Source organism: Rhodoferax sp. LB1P47 (genome assembly GCF_056521445.1).
The window spans coordinates 188,532-195,420 of the sequence record NZ_JBWMAU010000006.1 but is presented as its reverse complement, the minus strand read 5'-3'; the positions used below and the strand labels follow the sequence as shown (position 1 = coordinate 195,420).

General features: G+C 59.1%; 8 protein-coding genes. 7 read left to right on the top strand and 1 reads right to left on the bottom strand.

Annotated features, from left to right (window positions below):
• On the top strand, window positions 1–1,189 hold a 1,189-nt coding region (locus AC0969_RS09805; protein ID WP_479623951.1), incomplete at its 5' end, for a site-specific integrase.
• 59 nt (window positions 1,190–1,248) lie between these two features.
• On the opposite strand, the gene AC0969_RS09800 is transcribed toward AC0969_RS09805, so the two are convergent.
• The gene (locus AC0969_RS09800) at window positions 1,249–1,551 is read right to left on the bottom strand and encodes a hypothetical protein (protein WP_479623950.1); all 303 of its coding nucleotides are present in this window, start codon (window positions 1,549–1,551) and stop codon (window positions 1,249–1,251) included.
• A 963-nt stretch (window positions 1,552–2,514) separates the two neighbouring features.
• On the opposite strand from AC0969_RS09800, the gene AC0969_RS09795 reads away from it, so the two are divergent.
• From AC0969_RS09795 to AC0969_RS09770, 6 genes are all read left to right on the top strand, one after another.
• A complete protein-coding gene (locus tag AC0969_RS09795; RefSeq protein ID WP_479623949.1) occupies window positions 2,515–3,096 on the top strand; it encodes a recombinase family protein in 582 nt (193 codons plus the stop codon).
• A 50-nt stretch (window positions 3,097–3,146) separates the two neighbouring features.
• Window positions 3,147–3,422: a KilA-N domain-containing protein gene (locus tag AC0969_RS09790; protein ID WP_479623948.1), complete on the top strand. Its 276-nt coding sequence runs from the start codon at window positions 3,147–3,149 to the stop codon at window positions 3,420–3,422.
• On the top strand, window positions 3,419–3,733 hold the full coding sequence (locus tag AC0969_RS09785; RefSeq protein WP_479623947.1) for a Rha family transcriptional regulator: 315 nt from the start codon (window positions 3,419–3,421) through the stop codon (window positions 3,731–3,733). The genes AC0969_RS09790 and AC0969_RS09785 overlap by 4 nt, the downstream gene beginning before the upstream one ends.
• 481 nt (window positions 3,734–4,214) lie before the next feature.
• Complete coding sequence (locus AC0969_RS09780; protein ID WP_479623946.1) at window positions 4,215–4,748, top strand: antA/AntB antirepressor family protein; 534 nt, start codon at window positions 4,215–4,217, stop codon at window positions 4,746–4,748.
• Window positions 4,749–4,878: 130 nt separating this feature from the next.
• Window positions 4,879–5,298, top strand: coding sequence for a hypothetical protein (locus AC0969_RS09775; RefSeq protein ID WP_479623945.1), 420 nt, complete (start codon window positions 4,879–4,881; stop codon window positions 5,296–5,298).
• Window positions 5,299–5,486: 188 nt separating this feature from the next.
• On the top strand, window positions 5,487–6,494 hold the full coding sequence (locus tag AC0969_RS09770) for a virion core protein, T7 gp14 family (RefSeq protein WP_479623959.1): 1,008 nt from the start codon (window positions 5,487–5,489) through the stop codon (window positions 6,492–6,494).
• Window positions 6,495–6,889: the final 395 nt, after the last annotated feature.

Sequence of the window (6,889 nt, the reverse complement as noted above, 5' to 3'; positions counted from 1 at the left end):
CCTTGAGGAACTGCGCAAGGCCCATAGAGGGCGCGTGGAGCGTGACCTAGGCGAAGTCATACCTACCCCGCCCGCTCCTGTAGTCGCTGCGCCTGTGGTCCCTCAGGCCCCCGCAGTAATCCCCCTCTTATTGGGCAAAGTCATAGACGAGTACACCGAAAGCTTGAAGGAGACGCACTACACCCGCAAGGTGCGGCGATGCCTGCAATTGTTCGGGGAGATGGTGGGCAGGGGCCTCCCGGTTAAGGACTTGAAGCAGCCCCTAGTTACGGGGTTCCTGCGGGACATTTGCAGGCTCCCCGCTGAGTGGGCACGCATCCATGATCGAGGCACGTCGGTTGCTGAACTTCTCGCCCGTAACTCTGCGCAGCGCATGGCCCCGAGTACCTTTGTGGACAACTATCGCGCACCCCTGAAGGTATTTCTAAGGGTGGCGCTGCGGGACCACGGGGACGATGGGTTTCCCCACCGCTCAGTAGAAGACATCGAGTATTCTGGAACCCGCCAAGCCGATGAGAGCCAGCAGCGTGCCCTTTTTGAGCATGAGCTACGCGCTGTGTACCAAGGGCCAGAGTTTGCGGCCATCGCCAAAGACCCCGCACAGGAGGCGCTTTACTGGTTTGCCGTGGTGCTCCTGTTTACAGGGGCGCGGCCCCGTGAACTGTGCCAGACCAATCCGCAAGTTGACTACGGACAAGAGGAGGGCCACTGGTTTGTGGACTTCAATGCACAAAGCCCGGCTGGCGTGGGCGTGGTCAAGAGTATTAAGACTGGAGAGGCGCGGCGAATCCCATTCCATCCAGAGCTAGTCCGGCTAGGCTTTCCTGAGTATGTGCAGCAGCTCAAAGAGCGGGGGATGGATAGGCTATTTCCCTCGTGGCGGATAAAGGCGGGCAATACCTACACGGCCAACGGCCCACTGTTTACCGACCTGCTCGACGTGTGCGGGGTCTATGCCCCCGATGCGCCCCCCAGCGAATTGGTGACCGGCGCATATACCCTGCGGAAGACCTTCATAACCCAGTGCCGCAATCAAGACGTAATCTCGAAGGAGATCACCGGGCACAGCGATGGAACCACTACGGTGATTCAGGACAAGCATTACATCTTTGGGCCGGAACCGTTCGCCAAGAAGCTGCACCAGATTAAGAAGCTGGTGATGCCTGTGGAGATACCCAGGCGGGCCTAGAGTACCCCTAAATGGCCCTTGGTGGCCCTGCAAGCGCCTGCCTGCACCCTTGCCAACCGTTATGCAGTAACAGGCCCTACAGGCTGCACATCCCTGCGCGGCTGCTTGTCGTAGTAGCCCGCCTGACCTGTTGAATCCAAGCCATCCAAGACCACCGCCTGAGCCTGCATAACCAGCAGCGCCAACATCGCCCGCTGAGTTACCCCGTGATGCACCGCAAGGCGCTCTAAGGCCAGCTTTGCAGACTGGTCTACCACCAGCCCTAGGCGTGCTGCTTGGCCCTCAAGGCTCTTGAGGTGCTTTGCACGGTAGGCCGCTTGTCGCTGCGCGTTGCTGAGAGCAGGGGCTTTGTTGAGTGTCATCGTTATTTAATCCGTTATGCAGTAACGATTCTAGGCCACAGCCCGCCCCTTATTTCCATTGAAAAAATGTCTGGGGGTATTTAATAAGCACTGCGCGGCCACTTCCCCCCATGCCCCCCACGGGTTCCTATGGCGGGTCCTGGAAGGGCAGAAGGTGGCCCGCCTGCGGCCTGCGCTGACCCGTTCATTCCCCGCCCTCAATCATTCCATATTCGCATTGATTGCTGATGCGGAATGATTCCATAAAAACAAGCGTTTATATATATGGGTTATTGCTCTGTAGCTATAGTTTTTACGTGTACAGTCCGCAACTCAGGGTGCATCCAGTGCCCTGCAATATCTGCACTTAAAAGACTAGGCTATGAAGACTCCGATACTTGATTTTGTCCTCTCCCACCGCATGTATGGCATCCGCCCCAAGGGTCACCTAGCGGCCTACCATGCGGCCCCCGGCTGGCTTTTTTTGGAGGCAGGCAGCTGGAATCTTGAGGTGTTCCACTGCCTTACATCGCGCCGTAGAGGTCTCGTGGCTGCAATGTCGATGGTCCTTATTTCTGCACTGTTGGCGGGTGGAGTTCGCATTCTTTCGTGAGGCACGGCAGGCAACCAGGAGCAACCAGCAGGCGCACAGCGCAGAGTAGGCGCAGCCCTCAAGGGCAAACCATAGGCCCCGTGGGGGGGGGGGGGCTTGCAAGGGGCCGGGATGGCCCTTTGGTGTTTCTGGGGCATACGCAGATTCCCGTAGGCCCCTGAACCGGGATTCAGGATGCACGGCGCTGCACTGTTCATATCTGGACACTGCTTAACTACACGAATCCCCGTAGTTGGAAGTGCCCCAGCCCGCTCTGTCAAAAAGTGACCACTTATCGACACCCCACGGCAGACTGTTAACAAGATAGCCTTGACAGTTGATAACAGTCGGTGACATACTGACGGCACTTTTCAACACCTCGAGGTTGCCCTATGTCCCGTGTCTTTGCCTATGCCCGTGTCTCCACAGTCTCCCAGCTCACAGAGAACCAGCGGGAGCAGATAGCCCAGGCGGGCTACACCGTAGAGCCCCACAGGTACGTGGAGGAAACCATATCTGGCTCTGTGCCTGTATCCCAGCGGGTGGGCTTTCAAGACCTCATGCGCCGCATAGAGGCGGGTGATACGCTCATAGTCACAAAGCTGGACCGCATAGGCCGGGACTCCATCGACGTACAGCAGACCGTGGAGCTATTCCTGTCCAAGGGCGTGCGGCTGGTTGTCTTGCAACTGGGGAACCTGGACCTTACATCCTCAGCGGGTGCTCTCATGGTCAAGATGCTGGCCGCAGTGGCTGACTTTGAACGGGAACTGATTATTGAACGCACCCAGGCAGGGCAGGCTAGAGCAAGGGCAGAAGGTAAGCACATGGGCAGGCCCGCCAAGACCACAGAAGCAGACCGTGCGGCCATCCGTAAGGCCCTTGAGGGTGGGGCCACTGTCACCAGCATGGCCGCACAGTTCAAGGTCAGCCGGGCTACGGTTATCGGGATTCGGAATATGGGGGATGCGTAAACCATAGCTAGCCCCAGCTACGCCAGTAGCGTCCAAGGCCGCCCAGCAGCGTGCGCCTGTCTGCACCTGTTTTTTGTGGATGCACTGGCCGGGAGGTCTACAGCCCTAAGCCCCTGGAGGTCCACCGCAAGGGCCGCTACGGTGGGACCTTCGTAGTCAAGGAGCTGGTCTACGCCTACGCCATGTGGATAAGCGCCAAGTTCCACCTCCAGGTAATCCGGGCGTATGACCAGTTACGCAGTAACGACCAATTGGTTACCGCGCCAAGGTCCTGGCATCCCCCACCCTCACCAACCCCACTGGTGAAATTGACACCCAGACCATGACCAATCACGCAGTGAGTGGCGCAGCCAGCCGCGCAGAGGCGCTCACAGTGATGACCAGCCGGGAAATCGCGGAGCTGACTGGGAAACGCCACGACCATGTGATGGTGGACATTCGGAACATGCTGGTGGAGCTGGGGAAAGCCGCTCCCGAGTTTTCGGGAACAGCTCAGATTGCAGGCCCGAACAACTCCACGCGGACCATTGAAATCTTCAAGCTACCCAAGCGGGAAACCTTGATCCTCGTGTCGGGCTACTCGGTCTCCATGCGTGCCAGGATCATCGGCCCCTTTAGGCCACCGCCAGGGCCGTGATTCTCCCCCTGAGCGGCCCTGCCGCAGTGAAGTTGCCCTGCCCACTGCGCCAATTCAGCTATCTAAATCATAGTGAAAACGGCAGGCATGCACACGGTGCTATCGCTCTATGAATCAACGGGTTTCTTGCTTGGACCCGGCTGGCCCCCTATAGAGCCCGAATCTAAAACCGGACCCGCGCCCCCACAGGTGAATCTAAAGACCCTTTAGGGCCACTGCACGGGCCACCTAAACCCTGACCCTAGCTAAACCACAGCCCCACCGCCACCCAGCGGCCCCCAGGCGCTAACTGTCTCCCAGCAGTTCCCGCCTGTTCATCCCCGTTAGCCACTGCGTTCAGCCACCGCGCTAGCACCCCACCCAGTCTCTTTACGCTGATTCCTTCCCGCCCTTGCCATACACGGCTATGGGTGTCATTGCCCCGACTGGGGCTGTGTATGGAGGGACTTGGACGGAAGGGAATCAACTTAAAGAAAATCCAATGACACAACGCACCGTTAGCCGCGCAGCCAAGCGCACAGGCTCATCCCTCCATAAGACCATCAACACGGCCCCCACGGCCCTTATGGTTACTGTGGGGTTCACCCAGGCGCAGGCCAAGCGCATCATTGCAGTGCGCCGCACGTTGCCCCTCATGGATGACCGTAAGGCCCCCTGTGTGGATGCCCGTAAGCTGTGGGCCAAGATTGGCAAGCCACATGGGCGGTTCAATGCTTGGGCAGACCAGTACATCAAACCCCTGTTGCGTGGGCAGCGCCTAAATACAGAGATTCCTGTATTTGAGGCCAAGGACCTAAACGCGGAAATAAGCGCGTTTGAGGATTCCAGCAAACCGGGCAAGCCCGCCAAGCAGTACACACTGAGCCGGGACATTGCCGCCCACCTCGCCATGCAGGCCAACACACCGCAGGGGGAGGAGGTCCGCGCCTACTTCCTTGATATGGAAGACCTCGCCATGAAGCTCTCCATGCATCTTGCTATGAGACGGCGCAGGCGTTCATTCAGGCGGGCATAACGCGCAGGGATAAATTGATGGCAATGCTTGCCCCAGCCTATGGGGGCCGGGTGGATGCCTCCAAGTACCTGCCTGTGGCGCAGCCACTGCCTGTAGCTTCGCCACTGCCTGTGGTGGGAGGTGTTGCGGCGTGAGCAATAACAAGCCCAAGACCCACGACAACGCCCCTGTGCGGGCCTTCCTGGCTCCTTACTCCACGGCTTCGGAGCTATGCACAGCCCACCCCGCCATTGATGACCTATTCAGCGGGGTACTGGCCCTAAAGACAGCAGGGGACACCGCCACCCGGTCCCTGTCCCGTAGCACCTTGTTCCACATCCTCCAACGCTGCCCAGCGGTGACCGTGGAGGGGGTCAAGGAGGCCACCACAGGCCGATATGCCCAGCGTAGCAATGAAGCCTATGCAGCATGTGCCCGTGTGCTCTCCAAGGCCCTTACGGGGTTCATTGCAGGGATGCCCACCGTGCCCCAAAGGCTGACCATTCGGCAAGAGCAAGAGGCCCTTGATGCTCCCTACCATGCGGAACTCAAGGCGCGTGGGCTGATGTAGCGGGTGGGTGGATTCAAAACCGCAACCTAAAGAAGGGTGACCTTCCTGATTCCTTAAGGCCCACTGTGTATGACCATTGATTGAATCAAACAAGGTCTACCACTGTAAGGTCCCTTGAGGTACTGCCGTAGTTGACCCTGTGGCACAGGTGACCTACGGGGGAATCTCAAGGTGGCCTGTCTTTGGTGATGACATTGGAATATCCAATCAAGGTCAACCACCCCAAGGCCACCGTGGTGCAACCAGTGCCAGCCCCTGTAATCACAGGTGACCTACTGGACCACCTTAAGGGGCCTTGCTCTCCACTGATTCCATTGCTCCACAGCAGGAGGTCTTACCCCCGTAGAGGGGTGAAGGTCCATCCCTGCAAGGTGGCGCACTGCCTGCCCCGTGGTCTTCACCACTCCCAGGCGCTTGCTGTGTCCCTCAAGGGGCCTACGGCAGGCAATCCCTATGGCTACGCCATTCCCGTTCCCTATTCATTCACTACACACAGAAAATCATGGCAGACACTCAATTCACACCCCGCCCAGCCTCTCAAAGCTCACGGCTTCGCCCCTGCCTTTCAGTGCGTGCCACCAAATGCCTACGCATCTTTTCCTATGCCATGTGGGCTGTGGCCGCTATGCGAGTGGGGTTTCTCTACTATGTGTGATGTGATAACGCCCACAGTCTTGGCCTATATGACACTCGCAGCAACAGCAGCCTCCACCGCAGCCTCTGTGGATGCCCAGCGGAAGTCCGCCAACACCCAGGCGGATGCCGCCAAGGAGGCCAACGGTCTAGCCCAGATGGACCTTGCCCGGCAGAGTGACCAGATGGCCGAGGCATCCGCAGGCGAAATGAACGAGCACGCCCAGCAGGCCGCTAAGGACACCTCCCTGTTCGACACCCTCACGGGGGAGTTCGGTGGAGGCAACACCGCAGACCGCGCACGCACCGTGGCGGGCCTCCAGACGGGGGAGAACCTAGCCACCATCCAGGGCAACGCAATGACCGCGCAGGGCGAGAACCGCTTTGCCAGCATGGCGACCAACCAGCGCACCAATGCGCAGCTCAAGTCCATCCAGCAGCCTAACTACCTAGCAGCAGGTCTCCAACTGGGGGCCAGTGCTGCGGGCGCTTACGGCACCGTCAAAGGCCAGCAGTACCGGGACGAAACGGCGCGGCTGGCTACCACCAAAGTAATCAAGTAACCACAAGGCCCTATGGCAGACATCCAGACAACATCCCGCCCGGCTCTGCCAGGGCAACAACGGCAGGCCCCCAAGCTGGCCGTGCAGGCCCAGAAGGACCGCGACAGGGCTAAGAGGGCAAGACTGAAGGCAGAGCGGGCAGCAGAGCGAAGCGCACAGGCCACCAGCGAAGCCCCCGCAGCTATGTCATTGGGGCAATCAATGGAGGTCGTGGCGGTCCCGCTGGGGGCCTCTGTGGGTGGCCCGGCTGGATGCCCTTGGGATTGACCTGGAGGGGGCCTGTGGGGGCCTAGAGCCGGAGACTGTCCCACAAACTGTACCCCAATGCTGTGGCACAATAGATTTTGCAGTATTTGGAAAGTCCTTATTAAACAATGACTTACGGAATGGTGGGG

Bases quoted from the DNA above. Each gene is read 5' to 3' on its own strand.
- AC0969_RS09800 (WP_479623950.1), bottom strand. From the start codon at position 1,551: ATGACACTCAACAAAGCCCCTGCTCTCAGCAACGCGCAGCGACAAGCG.
- AC0969_RS09795 (WP_479623949.1), top strand. From the start codon at position 2,515: ATGTCCCGTGTCTTTGCCTATGCCCGTGTCTCCACAGTCTCCCAGCTC.
- AC0969_RS09785 (WP_479623947.1), top strand. From the start codon at position 3,419: ATGACCAATCACGCAGTGAGTGGCGCAGCCAGCCGCGCAGAGGCGCTC.
- AC0969_RS09780 (WP_479623946.1), top strand. From the start codon at position 4,215: ATGACACAACGCACCGTTAGCCGCGCAGCCAAGCGCACAGGCTCATCC.
- AC0969_RS09770 (WP_479623959.1), top strand. From the start codon at position 5,487: ATGACATTGGAATATCCAATCAAGGTCAACCACCCCAAGGCCACCGTG.